The organism is Sphingomonas sp. R1 (assembly GCF_025960285.1).
GTDB lineage: Bacteria > Pseudomonadota > Alphaproteobacteria > Sphingomonadales > Sphingomonadaceae > Sphingomonas.
In genome coordinates this window covers 767,188-781,943 of record NZ_CP110111.1, presented here as the reverse complement: position 1 = coordinate 781,943, position 14,756 = coordinate 767,188, and the positions used below count along the sequence as shown (strand labels likewise).

The 14,756-nt window shown below is 67.3% G+C and carries 15 protein-coding genes and 1 tRNA gene; 10 read left to right on the top strand and 6 right to left on the bottom strand.

The features are described from left to right. Window positions 1–12: 12 nt before the first annotated feature. Together OIM94_RS03770 and OIM94_RS03765 are read right to left on the bottom strand one after the other, a co-directional pair. The gene (locus OIM94_RS03770) at window positions 13–303 is read right to left on the bottom strand and encodes a hypothetical protein (RefSeq protein WP_264608780.1); all 291 of its coding nucleotides are present in this window, start codon (window positions 301–303) and stop codon (window positions 13–15) included. A 3-nt stretch (window positions 304–306) separates the two neighbouring features. Then, window positions 307–513 carry a hypothetical protein gene (locus tag OIM94_RS03765; RefSeq protein ID WP_264608779.1) on the bottom strand — a complete coding sequence of 69 codons (207 nt, stop codon included), beginning with the start codon at window positions 511–513 and terminating at the stop codon, window positions 307–309. A 174-nt stretch (window positions 514–687) separates the two neighbouring features. Between OIM94_RS03765 and OIM94_RS03760 the strand changes: the two genes are divergently transcribed. Next, complete coding sequence (locus OIM94_RS03760) at window positions 688–1,089, top strand: glycine zipper 2TM domain-containing protein (RefSeq protein WP_264608778.1); 402 nt, start codon at window positions 688–690, stop codon at window positions 1,087–1,089. Between the two features lie 99 nt (window positions 1,090–1,188). Here OIM94_RS03760 and OIM94_RS03755 read toward each other — a convergent pair whose 3' ends face one another. Both OIM94_RS03755 and OIM94_RS03750 read right to left on the bottom strand, forming a co-directional pair. Continuing rightward, window positions 1,189–1,398, bottom strand: coding sequence for a RebB family R body protein (locus OIM94_RS03755; RefSeq protein ID WP_264608777.1), 210 nt, complete (start codon window positions 1,396–1,398; stop codon window positions 1,189–1,191). Between the two features lie 133 nt (window positions 1,399–1,531). Beyond that, window positions 1,532–1,605, bottom strand: a tRNA-Cys gene (locus OIM94_RS03750). Between the two features lie 164 nt (window positions 1,606–1,769). On the opposite strand from OIM94_RS03750, the gene OIM94_RS03745 reads away from it, so the two are divergent. The 4 genes from OIM94_RS03745 to OIM94_RS03730 all read left to right on the top strand — a co-directional run bounded on the left by OIM94_RS03745 (window position 1,770) and on the right by OIM94_RS03730 (window position 6,629). Further along, entirely contained in the window at window positions 1,770–2,453 is a 684-nt protein-coding gene (locus tag OIM94_RS03745) for a protein-L-isoaspartate O-methyltransferase family protein (protein WP_264608776.1), read from the top strand. Between the two features lie 17 nt (window positions 2,454–2,470). Continuing rightward, window positions 2,471–4,024, top strand: coding sequence for a TolC family outer membrane protein (locus tag OIM94_RS03740; RefSeq protein ID WP_264608775.1), 1,554 nt, complete (start codon window positions 2,471–2,473; stop codon window positions 4,022–4,024). A 40-nt stretch (window positions 4,025–4,064) separates the two neighbouring features. Continuing rightward, window positions 4,065–4,517 (top strand): DUF2497 domain-containing protein, encoded by a 453-nt coding sequence (locus tag OIM94_RS03735; RefSeq protein ID WP_264608774.1) that lies wholly within the window; start codon window positions 4,065–4,067, stop codon window positions 4,515–4,517. 66 nt (window positions 4,518–4,583) lie between these two features. After that, window positions 4,584–6,629, top strand: coding sequence for an alpha/beta hydrolase family protein (locus OIM94_RS03730; protein ID WP_264608773.1), 2,046 nt, complete (start codon window positions 4,584–4,586; stop codon window positions 6,627–6,629). A gap of 31 nt (window positions 6,630–6,660) precedes the next feature. On the opposite strand, the gene OIM94_RS03725 is transcribed toward OIM94_RS03730, so the two are convergent. Then, entirely contained in the window at window positions 6,661–7,380 is a 720-nt protein-coding gene (locus OIM94_RS03725) for an MOSC domain-containing protein (RefSeq protein ID WP_264608772.1), read from the bottom strand. Between the two features lie 138 nt (window positions 7,381–7,518). On the opposite strand from OIM94_RS03725, the gene recA reads away from it, so the two are divergent. From recA to OIM94_RS03705, 4 genes are all read left to right on the top strand, one after another. Next, complete coding sequence (gene recA, locus OIM94_RS03720; protein ID WP_313534706.1) at window positions 7,519–8,589, top strand: recombinase RecA; 1,071 nt, start codon at window positions 7,519–7,521, stop codon at window positions 8,587–8,589. A gap of 55 nt (window positions 8,590–8,644) precedes the next feature. Next, on the top strand, window positions 8,645–9,028 hold the full coding sequence (locus tag OIM94_RS03715; RefSeq protein ID WP_264608771.1) for a hypothetical protein: 384 nt from the start codon (window positions 8,645–8,647) through the stop codon (window positions 9,026–9,028). Window positions 9,029–9,074: 46 nt separating this feature from the next. Then, window positions 9,075–11,162 (top strand): catalase, encoded by a 2,088-nt coding sequence (locus tag OIM94_RS03710; RefSeq protein ID WP_264608770.1) that lies wholly within the window; start codon window positions 9,075–9,077, stop codon window positions 11,160–11,162. Window positions 11,163–11,256: 94 nt separating this feature from the next. Then, window positions 11,257–11,883, top strand: a complete 627-nt coding sequence (locus tag OIM94_RS03705; RefSeq protein WP_264608769.1) for a glutathione S-transferase family protein — start codon at window positions 11,257–11,259, stop codon at window positions 11,881–11,883. Between the two features lie 18 nt (window positions 11,884–11,901). Here the strand turns inward: OIM94_RS03705 and OIM94_RS03700 are convergent, their stop codons facing one another. Continuing rightward, the gene (locus tag OIM94_RS03700) at window positions 11,902–13,224 is read right to left on the bottom strand and encodes a dicarboxylate/amino acid:cation symporter (protein WP_264608768.1); all 1,323 of its coding nucleotides are present in this window, start codon (window positions 13,222–13,224) and stop codon (window positions 11,902–11,904) included. A gap of 191 nt (window positions 13,225–13,415) precedes the next feature. On the opposite strand from OIM94_RS03700, the gene OIM94_RS03695 reads away from it, so the two are divergent. Continuing rightward, window positions 13,416–14,672, top strand: coding sequence for a M24 family metallopeptidase (locus OIM94_RS03695; RefSeq protein ID WP_264608767.1), 1,257 nt, complete (start codon window positions 13,416–13,418; stop codon window positions 14,670–14,672). Window positions 14,673–14,756: the final 84 nt, after the last annotated feature.

Below are 14,756 nucleotides of genomic sequence, written 5' to 3'. Positions count from 1 at the left end.
GACAAACCCGGCTTAGTCGGCGAGGGCAGCAGCCCCCGCGATCGCGGCGTTGACCATTGCGCTCCAGATGCGCGCCGGATCGTCGCCGGCGGCGCGGCCGGCAGCGATCATCTCGGCGGTGGGTTCGCGCAACGTGCGCAGCACCGCGAGCGCCCGATCGGTTTCGCGGGGCCAGATCGTGTCGACGATCTCGCTCACCGGGCGGCCGAGTTCGCCGGCGCCCTCGGCATTGGGGCTCAGCATCTCGGCGGCGATCACGCGCGCGATCCGCTCGATCGGCGAAGTGGAGGCGATACTGGTCATCGCTCAGGCCGCCAGGGGCGGGCGAGCGGGGCGGGCGTGCAGCGCGCTGCCGCCGACGTTGCCGCGATGCAGCGGGAGGGCGGTGCCACAAAAGGCACATTCGGCGGTCAGGCGACCCACCATCCAGTGCGACTGCCCGCAGCCCGGGCAGGGGTTGGTCTCGTGGGGGCGGTAGCCGGTCAACGCGCGGCGGATGCCGAAATCATACATCGGACGGTTTCCTCCATTCCGATCCGCAACGTTTCCCAGCCGTCATGGTTCCGGTCGGGCGGGGGCGGAACGACCCTGAACGCCAGCTAACCAGCGCATTCAGGCTGGGAACAGTCGATTTGTGCGAATCAGGGTTCAGACGGCGGCACCAGTGCCCCGCGAGGAGACGAAGACATGAAGAAGTTTCTGATCGGCGCCACCATGGCCGCCACGCTGATGACCGGTTCGATCGCTGCGACCCCGGCGGCCGCGCAGGACTATGGCTATCGCGACGGATACAGCCGCTACGATCGCGACTACCGCGGCGATTACCGTGAGTATCGCGACTATCGCGAGGTCCGGGACTATCGGGACTATCGTCCGCGCTATGCCTATCGCGATCGCAACTATCGCCAGCGCTGCAGCGACGGCACCGCCGGCACCATCCTGGGTGCGATCGCGGGTGGCCTGCTGGGCGGCGAGATCGGCCGCGGCAGTTCCTATCGCCGCAGCGGCACCGGCACGATCATCGGCGCGGGCGCCGGTGCGCTGGCCGGCCGCGCGATCGATGGCGGGGATTGCCGCAACGGTCGCTAAATCCTGCAAGCGCCTGCGAGAGGGGCGTCCGCTGCACGGGGCAGCGGGCGCCCTTCGCGTTTTCGGGCTCCCCGACAGTCGCTCCGGCGGCCGCGCCGTTCAATCCCCGGCGGAAGCGCAGGGTGCATCCTCGGCGCGCCGCGGTGGCTGCGGCGTCGGCCCCTCGGAAGCCTTCTGGGGCGCCCGTCCGGTCACGTTCGCCGAAACCGGATATCCGGTGTCGATCGCCATCGCCGGCGACTCTGTGCCCGTCTTCACATTTGCGCGGGTGACGGCGTCGGTGATCTCGTCGTTGACATTGCGGGTCATCGGGCGGTGCTCCTTGGTTCATCCAAGGATACCAGAACGATCGGCGCCATGCGATCGTCTCCCCATGCGCAGGAACCGAGGACGCCCGCGCTCCGGCGGCGGCGGGGTCTGGCGATTGCCTTGATCGGGGAAGTGGAGGCCCGAGCCGGAATCGAACCGGCATATACGGATTTGCAGTCCGCTGCGTCACCATTCCGCCATCGGGCCATCCGGAGGTGAGGCGCGGCAAATGCCCTCGGGGTGGGGGCAATGTCAACACAGTTTCAAAATAACGTCGCGCTCGCTTGGCGAGTCCCCATCTGCACGATAGAAGCCTCGGGACAGCAACAAGTGTATTGCGCAACTAATACGGTTGTGCGACAAGCGGAGTGATGATGGCCCTTATGGTCGACCCTGCGCCCCTCGAAGCGCCCCGTTTCGAAGCGATGCGCCACGCCATGGTGGCGAGCCAGCTGCGTACCAACGCAGTGAACGATCCCCGTGTGGTCACGGCGATGTCGCAAGTGCCGCGCGAAGTGTTCCTGCCGCCCGAGCAGCGCGCGCTCGCCTATCGCGACACGCTGCTGCCGCTCGGCAATGGCCGGCGCCATGATTCGCCGCTGGCCACCGGCCGGCTGCTGACCGAGGCGGAGCTGCAGCCGAGCGACCATGTGCTGCTGGTAGGTGCTGCCGGTGGCTATGCCGCGGCGCTGCTTTCGGGTCTGGTCGCTGCGGTCGTGGCGTTGGAGGAAGAGCCCGCACTGCTCGCGATCGCGCGCGGTGGCCTGGCCGGCGCCGCCAATGTCGAACTGGTGCAGGGGCCGCTCAATGCAGGCTGGGCCGCACGCGGTCCGTACGATCTGGTGATTGTGGACGGCGCGGTCGAGGAACTGCCCCAGGCGCTGATCGACCAGGTGAAGGTTGGCGGTCGCATCGTGACCGGCGTGATCGATCGCGGGGTCACGCGTCTTGCGCTGGGTCGCCGCACCGAGGGGGGCTTCGGTCTGGTCGACTTCCTCGACATCGAGGTTGCGACGCTTCCCGGCTTTGAAAAACCGAGAAAATTTACCTTTTAACCTTAAAGACGGGGCTCATGCGACTGAACATTTTGCTCATTGGTGTGAGCCTCGTATCGCTCGGGGCGCCGGCGTTCGCTCAGACCGCGCCCAGCGGCCGGCAGGACGTGCCGTCTCCGGGCGCCAAGACGGCGGCCCCGACGACGACGCTGCAGGACGCGCTGGCGCAGGCCTATGCGACCAACCCTGATCTTCAGGGTGAACGCGCTACCCAGCGCGCGAACGACGAGAATGTTCCGATCGCCCGCTCGCAGGGCCTGCCCGGCCTGAACGCCACCGGCAGCGCCAACGACAGCCTGTACAACACCGATGCGACCGCATTGACGCCCTCGCGCCAGGCGCAGCTCGGCCTCAATCTCTCGCAGCCGATCTACAGCGGCGGCCGCATCCGCAATTCGGTGCGCGCGGCAGAGGTGCGGGTGACCGCCGGTCGCGCCAATCTGCGGGGTACCGAAGCGGACATCTTCACCCAGACGGTGACCGCCTATCTGAACGTCATCCGCGACGAATCGATCGTCCGGCTCAACCAGGAAAACGTCCACGTCCTCGAGGTGAACCTCCAGGCGACGCGCGATCGCTTCCAGGTGGGCGACCTGACGCGTACCGACGTCGCCCAGTCCGAGGCGCGTCTCGCGCTGGCCCAGTCGCAGCTGCGCAGCGCCGAGGCACAGCTGATCGGCAGCCGTGAAACCTATATCCGCGTGGTCGGCACCCCGCCGGGCGTGCTCGCGCCGCCGCCGCCGCTGCCGAACCTGCCGCAGGACGTGCAGACCGCCGAACAGGTAGCGCTTGCGAACAACCCCTTCCTCGAAGCGGCCCAGCTCGCGCGCGATGCGACGCGCTACGATACGCGGGTCGCCCAGGCGGGTCGGTTGCCCCAGGTGAGCCTGGGGCTCAGCGGCAATTATTATAACTATCTCGGATCGGTCGGGGCGATCGGCCAGCGCGCCGGGCTCAACCCGAACGGCACCAGCGCCACGGTCGGCGTGCAGGTGACCTTGCCGCTGTTCCAGGGCGGTCGCCCCGCCGCGCAGGTTCGCCAGGCGCAGGCGCGCGAGGGTGCGGCGATCGAGCAGGTGACGCTGACCGAACGCGGCGTGATCGCCCAGGCGCGCTCGGCCTATGCCAGCTATCAGGCGGCGCTGCGCGTGATCGAATCGACGCGCACCGCGGTGCAGGCCAACCAGCTCAGCCTCGAAGGCGTGCGGGCGGAGAACAGCGTGGGCACCCGCACCATCCTGGACATCCTGAATGCCGAGCAGGAACTGCTCAACTCGCAGGTCCAGTATGTCACGGCAGAGCGCGACGCCTATGTCGCGGGCTTCACGCTGCTATCTTCAATGGGCCGCGCACAGGCGAAGGACCTGAACTTCGACAGCCGACTGCTGTACGATCCCAACCTCAATTACACGCGGGTCCGCAACCGCATCAACGACTGGCGGGACGACAAGACCCCCCAGCCGGTGGCGACCAGCACCCGCGCGACGCCGGCGCAGGGCGCGGTGGTGGTGGGGGCTCCGCTGGACCCCACGCTGCAGCGTTCGGTTGACAGTAGCCGACCGAATCCCTGATTGAGGGCATTCGTACCGCTCGAACGCCAGGATGGACGCGATGGGGACTGCCAGCAGCGAGCCGTCGATGGAGGAGATCCTCGCATCGATCAAACGGATCATCGCCGATGACGAACCCGGCGCGTTCGCCCGCGGTCGATCGCTCCGCGCGGTGCCCGAGCCCGAGCCGGAGCCGGACGCGGAAGACCCGCTTGCCGAGGATGTGCTCGAACTGAGCGAGCCGATCGTGCCGCCGTCCACGGAGGCGCCGGTCGTCGCGCCGACGGTGGTGGATCCGATCCTCTCCGATCGCGTCGCCGAGGCCAGCCGCGAGAAGCTGGAGGCGCTGTCGCGGCTGGTGGTGAAACCGCAGGTGCCCGGATCGGACACGCTGGAAGGCCTGGTGCGCGAAATGCTCAAGCCGATGCTGCGCGACTGGCTCGACGATAATCTGCCGCAACTGGTCGAGCAGATCGTCTCGCGCGAAATCGCGCGGATCACCGGGGGCCGCTGAACGGCGAGGACCCTGCCTGTAATCGCCTGATTGTATCGGGCGTTACGTTGCGGCTATCCTGTGCCCATGAAGCAGTTTCTCGTCGCGGGCGTCGCGCTCGCCGCCATCGCTGCGCCGGCTTCGGCGCGTGACCTCACCATCCAGGACGTTGTCGGCCTTTCCCGCGTGGGGGCGCCCGCCGTGTCGCCGGACGGCCACTGGCTCGTCTGGCAGCAGCGCGAAACCGATCTCGCCGCCAACAAGGGCCGCTACGACCTGTGGCGGCTCGACCTGACCGCAAAGGGCGCCAAGCCGGAAAAGCTGGTCGCCGAGCCACTCGTCAACGAAACCGCACCGCAATTTTCCGCCGACGGCAAGACGGTGTGGTTCCAGTCCGACAAGGACGGCGAGGATGCGGTCTGGTCGGTGTCCGTCACCGGCGGAGCGCCTACGCAGCTGACGCATATCCAGGGCGGGTTCAGCGGCTTCAAGGTCTCGCCGGACGGGTCCAGGCTGCTCGTCTGGGCCGATCGCAAGCCGGGCGCGCCGATGGTCACTCCGGCGATGGAGAAGAAAGATCCGAACGCCGGCTCGGGCCGGGTCTACCAGCAGCTGTTCGTCCGCCACTGGGACAGCTGGGCGGACGGCACCCGCTCGCAGCTGTTCGTCCTGCCGTTCGGGCCGCAGGGCGCGACCGGCGACGGCGTCGCGATCGAAGGCGGGCTGGTCGGCGACACGCCCTCCAAGCCCTCGGGCGGCGGCGAGGAAGTCGCCTGGAGCGCGGACGGCAAGACTATCTATTTCGCACTCCGCGAGGCGGGACGGATCGAGTCGCTCTCGACCAATCTCGACATTTTCGCGGCACCTGCGGATGGTGCCGCCGCGCCGGTGAACCTCACCAAGGGCAATGGCGGGATGGACAATCTGCCGACGCCGTCGCCGGACGGAAAGTGGCTCGCCTGGTTCGCGATGGCGCGGCCGGGCTATGAGGCCGATCGTCAGGTGCTGATGCTGCGCAACCTCGCCACCGGCGATGTGCGCGCGCTGACGAGCGACTGGGACCGCTCGGTCGCGTCGATCGCATGGGGGCCGGACTCGAAGACCATCTACGTCACGGCGCAGGACGTGCAGGAAGAACCGGTCTTCGCGGTCTCGCTGGACGGCAAGGTCGAGCGGCTCACCCAGCAGGGCAGCGTCTCGGCGGTCGTCCCGACCAGGGGCGGGCTCGTCTATGCGATGAACAGCCTCACCGCACCGGACGACTTCTACTGGCTGAAGGGCAAGAAGAGCACGCGGCTGACCGCAGTCAATGCCGAGAAGCTGGCAGGCATTTCGATGCCCGAGGTGACCCGCTACAGCTTCAACGGCGCCAATGGCGACACCGTCTGGGGCTATGTCGCCAAGCCGGCGGGGCTGGCGGCGGGGGCCAAGGCGCCGATCGCCTTCATCGTCCATGGCGGGCCGCAGGGCAGCATGGGCAATAGCTGGTCCTATCGGTGGAATCCGGCGGTGTTCGCCGGCGCGGGTTATGCCGTGGTCGCGGTCGATTTCCACGGATCGACCGGCTATGGTCAGGCCTTCACCGATGCAATTCGCAACAATTGGGGCGGGGCGCCGCTCGAGGACCTCAAGAAGGGCCTGCGCGCCGCGACCGATCGCTTCGCCTTTCTGGACGGCGACAAGGCCTGCGCGCTCGGCGCCTCCTATGGCGGCTATATGATGAACTGGATCGAGGGCCAGTGGCCCGATCGCTTCAAGTGCATCGTCCAGCATGACGGCGTGTTCGACGCGCGCGCCATGGCCTATGAAACCGAGGAGCTGTGGTTCGACGAGTGGGAACATGGCGGCAAGGCCTATTTCGAGGACCCCGCCGCGTTCGAGCGCTGGAACCCGGTCAATCACGTCAGCGCGTGGAAGACCCCGCAGCTGGTGATCACCAGCGAGAAGGACTTCCGCATCCCCTATACCCAGGGGCTGGCCGCCTTCACCGCGCTCCAGCGCCGCGAGATCCCGTCCAAGCTGCTCGTCTTCCCCGACGAGAACCACTGGGTGCTCAAGCCCAAGAACTCGCTGCAATGGTATGGCACGGTGCTCGGCTGGATGGACCAGTGGACGGGCAAGGCGGGTAAGTAACGGCTGGGGGAGGGGCTCCGGCCCCTCCGCTTCAGGCGAGGATACGCACCGGATCGCCGACGCGGATCAGCCCCGGCCGCGCGGGCGCCGAATAGAGCCCGTAGCAGGCGCCGAAGCGCTGGGCGACGGTGCGCAGGATCGTCGGGTCCTTGGCGCCGGTGTCCGGATCGATGGTGACCAGCACGCAGCGCTGGATCGGATCGGCGCACTGCACGATCGCGCCGTCCTCGCTCGCATCGCCAAAGGCCAGGCGCAGGCCCTGCCATTGTTCCGGCAGCAGTTCGCTTTCGATCGTCACGTTGATGCGGAAGCGGCGCGGGTCGATCCGTCCGCCATGCGCGGCCTCCAGCGCGCGATGGCCGGCGCTGGTCTGGAGCGAGACCGGCATGGAGTCGTAGACGCCGCGCGCTACCTGGATCAGCGACACCGGCTCGCGGGCCGCCTCGGCGAGGTGCGCGTGCAGCCCTGCATCGTGGAGCGAGCGGCTGCCGCCGTCGGGCGTATCGACCGCGATGCCACTGGTCTTGGGCGCGGCCGGATCGGTGAAGCGCGCCCGGTGGAGCACCATGCCGGGCACTTCGCGCGCCGTAAGCCATGGAAAACGCGTGCCATTCTGCGCACGAACGAAGGCATACTGGCGGTCGCCCTCGACACCTTGCCAGTCGACCTCGGCGACCGACAGGGTCTCCCCCGCCATGGACTTCACCGGGAAGCGGGCAAGGGCGGAAACATGGCCGACGATCAAGGTCACGGCACCGCAGCTAGCGCGCGTGCCGCATGTGCGCAACCTTCGTCAAGTTCATGACTTGTTCTCGCGGAACAAATGCGATACAAGCGGCGCAACACGGTTGAACGCAGTGCGTAAACCCTCTAGCGACGGGGCTTCCCAATGGCAGCATCTCTCAAGGTGATCGACGGCAATATGGCCAATCCCACGGACAAGCAGAAGGCGCTCGACGCCGCCCTCGCGCAGATCGACCGCGCCTTCGGCAAGGGGTCGGCCATGCGGCTGGGCTCGAAGGAGACGATGCAGGTCGAGGCGATCTCCACCGGCTCGCTGGGGCTCGACATCGCGCTCGGCGTCGGCGGCCTGCCGCGCGGCCGCGTGATCGAGGTCTATGGTCCGGAAAGCTCGGGCAAGACGACGCTGGCGCTCCACGTGATCGCCGAGGCGCAGAAGAATGGCGGCGTGGCCGCCTTCGTCGACGCCGAGCACGCGCTCGATCCGGTCTATGCCAAGAAGCTGGGCGTCAACATCGACGAGCTGATCGTCTCGCAGCCCGATACCGGCGAGCAGGCGCTGGAAATCACCGATACGCTGGTTCGCTCGAACGCGATCGACGTGCTGGTGGTGGACTCGGTCGCCGCACTGGTGCCGCGCGCCGAAATCGAAGGCGAGATGGGCGACAGCCATGTCGGTCTCCAGGCGCGTCTGATGTCGCAGAGCCTGCGCAAGCTGACCGGCTCGATCAGCCGCTCGCGCTGCATGGTGATCTTCATCAACCAGCTGCGCATGAAGATCGGCGTGATGTACGGCAATCCGGAGACGACGACGGGCGGCAACGCGCTGAAGTTCTACGCCTCGGTCCGCCTCGACATTCGCCGCACCGGCCAGATCAAGGACCGCGACGAAATCATCGGCAACGCGACGCGCGTCAAGGTGGTGAAGAACAAGGTCGCACCGCCGTTCAAGCAGGTCGAATTCGACATCATGTACGGCGAGGGCATCTCCAAGATCGGCGAGATCCTCGATCTCGGCGTCAAGGCGGGGCTGGTCGAAAAGGCGGGCGCCTGGTTCAGCTATGACAGCATCCGCATCGGCCAGGGTCGCGAGAATTCGAAGAACTTCCTGCGCGAGAATCCGGAGGTCTGCAACCGGCTCGAAGCCGCGATCCGCGGCCGTACCGAGCAGGTCGCCGAGGGCCTGATGGCCGGTCCGGAGCCCGACGACGATATCTGATCGAGTAACCTCCGCGGGGACGGGGACCGCCGGAGCGTGCGTTGCCACGTCGTCGGTGGACCTCGCCGTTCGCGTCGCTGCCGCCCGGGCCTTGCTGCGATCGGCATGGCCCGAGGCGGTGGAGCGGGAAACGGCGCGGGGCGCGGGGCGGACGTTTCTCTACACGCCCTCGGATGGCGGCTCGGCGGGTGGCAGCGCAGCGGTACTGCGGCTGGTTGTCGATGCGCCTAATCTGCTGCTCCACGTCGCCGAAGGGGCCCGATTGCCTGACCCCGCGGGATTGCTGCGGGGCGAGGGGCGGCGCGGCCGCTATGTCTGCCTTGGCGCCGTTGCTTCCGGCGACGAACCGGCGCTGCGGGCGCTGATCGCCGTGGCGGCGGCTGGCGCCGCTGCCACGAGCGAAATCGACATAGATCACAAACCTGGCGCAACTGCCTGATCCACGGCTCGTTGGAGCTTCGCACGCTTTGCGAGGACCCCCCCCCATGACCGATCAGAACAGCCGCAACGCCCCCGTCGGGGGCGAAACCCACCAGGTGACCGATGCCGAGCATCCGGTGCTCACCACCAACCACGGCACGCCGATTAGCGACAACCAGAACCAGCTGAAGGCCGGTGCTCGCGGCCCGGTGCTGATCGAGGACGAAGTCTTCCGCGAGAAGATGAACCATTTCGATCACGAGCGCATCCCGGAGCGTATCGTCCACGCCCGCGGTTCGGCCGCGCACGGCTATTTCGAAGTGACCGACAGCCTTGCCGACGTCACCATCGCGGACTTGTTCCAGAAGAAGGGCCAGCGCACCGAGGTGTTCGTCCGCTTCTCGACCGTGGCGGGCGGTGCTGGTTCGGTCGATACCCCGCGCGACGTGCGCGGTTTTGCGGTCAAGTTCTATACCCGCGAGGGCAATTGGGATCTGGTCGGCAACAACATCCCGGTGTTCTTCATCCAGGACGCGATCAAGTTCCCCGACCTGATCCACGCCGCCAAGATGGAGGCCGATCGTGGCTACCCCCAGGCGGCGACCGCGCACGACACCTTCTGGGATTTCATCAGCCTGATGCCCGAATCGACCCATATGGTGATGTGGGCGATGTCGGACCGCACGCTGCCGCGCAGCTTCGCGACGATGGAGGGGTTCGGCGTCCACACCTTCCGGCTGATCAATGCCGAGGGCAGAAGCACCTTCGTCAAGTTCCACTGGAAGCCCAAGGCGGGTCTCGCCTCGACGATCTGGGACGAGACGGTGAAGATCGCCGGCGCCGATCCCGATTTCCAGCGCCGTGACCTGTTCGAGCGGATCGACCGCGGCGATTATCCCGAGTGGGAGCTCGGCGTGCAGCTGTTCGACGAGGACTTCGCCAACGCGCAGCCCTATGACGTCCTCGACGCCACCAAGCTGATCCCCGAGGAGGTGTTGCCGGTGCGGATCGTCGGCCGGATGGTGCTCGATCGCTATCCCGACAATTTCTTCGCCGAGACCGAGCAGGCGGCGTTCGTGCCAAGCCATGTCGTTCCCGGCATCGGCTTCAGCAACGATCCCCTGCTCCAGGGCAGGTTGTTCAGCTATACTGACACGCAGCTGTCGCGGCTCGGCTCGGTCAATTTCCACCAGCTGCCGATCAACGCCGCCAAGGGCCGCGCGGCCGCGGCGGGCTGCCCGTTCCTGAACCAGCAGCGCGACGGCCATATGCAGATGGCCGTGCCCAAGGGTCGGGCCAATTACGAGCCCAACAGCCTCGCCAAGGCCGGCGAGGAAGCCGGCGCGCGCGAGGATCCGGAGAAGGGCTACAAGACCTTCCCGTCCGACGAGCAGGGGCAGAAGCTCCGCATCCGCCCAGAAAGCTTCGCCGATCACTACAGCCAGGCCCGTCTGTTCTTCCGTTCGATGGACCCGGCCGAGCAGGCGCATATCGCCTCGGCGCTGGTGTTCGAGCTGTCGAAGGTGAGCCTCGAACACATCCGCGCGGCGATGGTGGCCAATCTTCGCAACGTCGACGAGACGCTGGCCCGCCGGGTCGCAGACGGGCTGGCGATGGACCTGCCCGAGGCGTCGAAGACCGCGGCACCGGTGCTGGACATGGAACCCTCGCCGGCGCTGCGCATCATTCGCGGGCCGCGCGAGCTGCACACGCTGCAGGGCAAGACCGTCGGCATCCTGATCGCCGACGGCACCGATGCGGCGGCGCTCGCGTCGCTAAAGGACGCGATCAAGACGGCGGGCGGCAACGCGATGACGATCGCACCCAAGGTCGGGGCGGTTCCGCTTTCGGATGGCTCCAGGATCGCTGCCGATGCGCAATTGTTCGGGCAGCCCTCGGTGACGGTGGATGCGTGCGCGGTGATCCTGTCGGAGGATGCGGCGGCCAAGCTCGTCAAGGAGGGCGCCGCCGTCCAGTGGGTGATGGACGCGTTCGGCCACCTCAAGGCGATCGGCGCAAATGCTGCCGCCCAGCCCCTGCTCGACAAGGCCGGGGTGGAAGCGGACGCGGGCGTTACCGATCTTGCGGGCCTCGTCGATGCCGCCAAGCAGCGCTATTGGGACCGCGAGCCGAAGGTCCGTACGCTGGCGTGACGGCGGGTGGCTTGCGCGGTGGTTCGCCGTCGCGCAAGCTGCAGCCTTCTGCAGGAAGCGACGGCGCGCGACGCGCCGCATCGGAGGGGCTCCTTTGACCATTATTGTCCACCATCTCGAAAACTCCCGTTCGCAGCGCGTGCTCTGGCTGCTGGAGGAGTTGGGCCTGCCGTACGAAGTGAAGCGCTACGAGCGGGACAAGGCGACGATGCTCGCCCCGCCAGAGCTCCGCGAGGTCCACCCGCTCGGCAAGTCGCCGGTGATCGAGGATGGCGGCACCGTCGTCGCGGAGACCGGCGCGATCCTTCAATTTCTGGTCGACAAGGCCGATGGAACGCTCGGAGCGCCCGCGAACCGCGAGGATGCGCTGCGTTACCGCCACTTCCTCCATTATGCCGAGGGCTCGCTGATGCCGCCGCTGCTTGTGATGCTGGTGCTCGCCCGCGTGCCGCTGTTCGGCAAGATGGGCCTCAAGAAGTTCCGCCCGATGGCCGAGGTGCATTTCGACTATGTCGAGGGCGAACTGGCGCGGCGGCCCTGGTTCGCGGGCGAAAGCTTTACCGCCGCCGACGTGATGATGAGCTTCCCGCTCGAGGCGGCGGTGAAGCGCGCGGGCATTCTCGAACGCCGCCCCCATATCGCGGCGTTCCTGGAGAAGATCCATGCCCGCCCGGCCTATCAGCGTGCGCTGAAGGCGGGCGGACCCTATGCCTATGCGTGAGGGAGTCGCCGGGCGCCCTCAGTGCTCGGCATAATCCTCGAACTTTTCGGCATCGTGCGGCCCCCCGGCGGGGAGCGGCCGCACCGCCGGTTCGGCCTCGTCGGGTGCGTCCAGCTTGCCCTCCCAGCGCGCCACGACGGCCGCAGCAACGGCATTGCCGACGACGTTGGTCGCGGTACGGCCCATGTCGAGGAAGTGGTCGACTGCGAGAATCAGCAGCACGCCCGCCTCGGGAATGTTGAAGTGCGCCAGCGTGCCGGTGATCACCACCAGGCTGGCGCGCGGCACCCCGGCGATGCCCTTGCTGGTGACCATCAGGATCAGCAGCATCTGGATCATCGTCGCCCAGTCGAGATGGATGCCATAGGCTTGCGCGATGAAGATCGACGCGAACGTCATGTACATCATCGAGCCGTCGAGATTGAACGAATAGCCGAGTGGCAGGACGAAGCTGGCGATCCGCGGCGGCACGCCGAACCGGTCGAGCGCGTCGAGGGTGCGCGGATAGGCGGCCTCGGACGAGGCGGTCGAGAAGCCCAGCAGGATCGGATCGCGCAGATAGCGGAACAGCAGGCCGGTGCGCGGCCCGATCACCAGGAAGCAGGCGCCGAGCAGCACAGCCCAGAGTGCGGCGAGGCCGATATAGAAGCTGCCCATGAAGAAGGCGAGATCGCCCACGACGCCAAGGCCCTTGGTCGCCAGCGTGCGTGCCACCGCGCAGAACACCGCCACCGGCGCGAACAGCATCACATAGCCGGTGACCGTCAGCATCACCGACACCAGCGCCTCCAGCCCGCGCAGCAGCGGCTTGGCCTTGTCGCCCACCGCTGCCATGCCGACACCGAAGAACAGCGAGAAGATCACCAGCTGGAGGATGTCGTTGCTCGCCATTGCGTCGATCGCGCTGGTCGGTACGATATGGGTGAAGAACTTGGCCGCATCGAACGCCGTGCGATCGACCCCGCTGGAAGCGTTGGCCGGCGGCAGCGGCAGGTGCAGGCCGGTGCCCGGCTGGAGCAGGTTGACGAGCAGCAGGCCGAGCGTGAGCGAGACCAGGCTCGCGCAGACGAACCAGAAGAACGCCTTCAGCCCGACGCGTCCGATCGCGCCGCCGCCCCCCATATGGGCGATGCCGACGACGAGCGTGGAAACCACCAGCGGCGCGATGATCATCTTGATCAGATGGAGGAACATCTGGGTGGGGATGTCGAGGCCATAGGCGATCGACTCCAGCGTCGCCTTGCCCGCGGCCGTGCCGCCATAGCCGAGGTTGAGGCCCCAGCCGATCAGTCCGCCCAGCAGCAGCGCCGCCAGGATGAACCAGGTTAGTCGTTTACCCACACTTGCTCCCCGAAGAATCGTCGCGGGAGGGAAGGGGATTGTTGGGCCCGGGTCAAGCCCGGCAGATGAAGCAGGCGTGACGATAGCTTCGCGGCAGTGCCCCCGACGCGGACGCGCGGCTGCCCCTTGCCGCGCGCGCCCGCTTCGTCCTACCCGGGTTCCGCACACGGGTTTGCAAGCAAGGGGGCATCATGCCGGTTCTGGGAACGACACGCCGCAGTCTGCTGGGATCGCTGGCGACGCTGCCCCTCATGACCCTTCCGGGCGTCGTCCGGGCCGCTGAACCGGACCTCTCCATGCTCAAGGACCTGACCAGGGGCGCGCGCCCGATCGGGCCGGAGGAACGGCGGGCGCGGTTGACGAGGGCGCAAGCGCTGATGAAGGCGCAGGGCATCGGCGCGGTGCTGATCGAGCCGGGTGCGAGCCTGGTCTATTTTACCGGCATCCGATGGGGCCGCAGCGAACGCCTGACCGCCGCGATCCTGCCGGTGGAGGGCGACCCTTGCATCGTCACGCCGTTCTTCGAGGAACCGCGAACCCGCGAAACCCTTGCGATACCGGCCGAGGTGCGCGTCTGGCAGGAGGACGAGGATCCGCTCAAGCTCGTCTCGGGCTTCCTCATGGACCGCAAACTGGCCGGGCTGCCGATAGGGATCGAGGAAACGGTGCGCTTCTTCGCGGTCGACGGTCTGCAGAAGAACGGGCTGCGCGTAACCTCCGCCAACGCGGTCGTGCGGGGCTGCCGGATGATCAAGAGCGCGGCCGAGCTGGCGCTGATGCAGCTCGCAACCGATATCACGATTGCAGCCTATCGCTTCGTATACGACCGGGTGGAAACGGGTATGCGCCAGCGCGACGTTTCCGCGCTGATGGACGCGGCGACGCGCAGGCTGGGCGGCGAGCCCGAATTCAGCATGGTTCTGGTTGGCGAAGGCGCGGCCTATCCGCACGGCACCAGGACTCCGGCACCCGTAACCGAAGGCGCGATCGTGCTGATGGACTGTGGTTGCAATGTGATGGGCTACCAATCCGACGTATCACGCACCTTCGTCCATGGTCGCGCGAGCGCGCAGCAGCGCAAGGTGTGGGAGCAGGTGGCCAGGGGCCAGCAGGTGGCGTTTGCCGCAGCCCGGCTGGAGGTCCCTGCGGGCAGCGTCGATGATGCCGTGCGCAGCTATTATGCGTCCCTTGGCTACGGGCCGCAGTACAAGCTGCCGGGCCTGTCGCATCGCACCGGCCACGGCATCGGGCTGGATGGGCATGAGCCGGTCAACCTCGTGCGCGGCGAGAAGACGCCGCTCGCGCCGGGAATGTGCTTCTCGAACGAGCCCGGCATCTACATTCCGGGCAGCTTCGGGGTGCGGCTGGAGGATTGCTTCCACATGACCGGGGCGGGCCCGCAATGGTTCTCGACACCACCGGTTTCGATCGAGCAACCGATGGGGTGAACCGCGTCGTGCGGGCGACGCGGCCGATACGGCAGGGAACGATGGCCGTGATCGACGTGTTTCGCTTGAGCGAACGCCCGCGCG

Excerpts from the sequence above, each read along its gene's own strand:
- OIM94_RS03770 (WP_264608780.1), bottom strand. The coding sequence starts at position 303 with ATGACCAGTATCGCCTCCACTTCGCCGATCGAGCGGATCGCGCGCGTG.
- OIM94_RS03765 (WP_264608779.1), bottom strand. The coding sequence starts at position 513 with ATGTATGATTTCGGCATCCGCCGCGCGTTGACCGGCTACCGCCCCCAC.
- OIM94_RS03760 (WP_264608778.1), top strand. The coding sequence starts at position 688 with ATGAAGAAGTTTCTGATCGGCGCCACCATGGCCGCCACGCTGATGACC.
- OIM94_RS03755 (WP_264608777.1), bottom strand. The coding sequence starts at position 1,398 with ATGACCCGCAATGTCAACGACGAGATCACCGACGCCGTCACCCGCGCA.
- OIM94_RS03745 (WP_264608776.1), top strand. The coding sequence starts at position 1,770 with ATGATGGCCCTTATGGTCGACCCTGCGCCCCTCGAAGCGCCCCGTTTC.
- OIM94_RS03740 (WP_264608775.1), top strand. The coding sequence starts at position 2,471 with ATGCGACTGAACATTTTGCTCATTGGTGTGAGCCTCGTATCGCTCGGG.
- OIM94_RS03735 (WP_264608774.1), top strand. The coding sequence starts at position 4,065 with ATGGGGACTGCCAGCAGCGAGCCGTCGATGGAGGAGATCCTCGCATCG.
- OIM94_RS03730 (WP_264608773.1), top strand. The coding sequence starts at position 4,584 with ATGAAGCAGTTTCTCGTCGCGGGCGTCGCGCTCGCCGCCATCGCTGCG.
- recA (WP_313534706.1), top strand. The coding sequence starts at position 7,519 with ATGGCAGCATCTCTCAAGGTGATCGACGGCAATATGGCCAATCCCACG.
- OIM94_RS03710 (WP_264608770.1), top strand. The coding sequence starts at position 9,075 with ATGACCGATCAGAACAGCCGCAACGCCCCCGTCGGGGGCGAAACCCAC.
- OIM94_RS03695 (WP_264608767.1), top strand. The coding sequence starts at position 13,416 with ATGCCGGTTCTGGGAACGACACGCCGCAGTCTGCTGGGATCGCTGGCG.